Here is a 231-nt window from a genome sequence, read left to right on the forward strand (position 1 = left end):
ACCCGGACGACCTCGACGCCTGGCGCGCGGCGATCCGGCCGAACACCGCGGCGTTCTACGGCGAGACGATCGGCAACCCGCGCGGGAACGTCCTCGACATCGCCGGCGTCGCGGGGGTCGCGCACGAGGCCGGGATACCGCTGCTCGTCGACAACACGCTGGCCTCGCCCTACCTGGCCCGCCCGCTTGAGCATGGGGCTGACGTCGTGCTGCACTCGGCCACGAAGTTCA

General features: G+C 71.9%; 1 protein-coding gene. It reads left to right on the plus strand.

Annotation, left to right across the window (positions count from 1 at the left end):
* Nucleotides 1–231, plus strand: a 231-nt coding sequence (locus FMEAI12_RS17000; protein WP_200835317.1) for a PLP-dependent transferase, incomplete at both ends; no start/stop codon positions are given.

The sequence above is a fragment of the Parafrankia sp. Ea1.12 genome (assembly GCF_900465275.1).
Lineage (GTDB): Bacteria > Actinomycetota > Actinomycetes > Frankiales > Frankiaceae > Parafrankia > Parafrankia soli.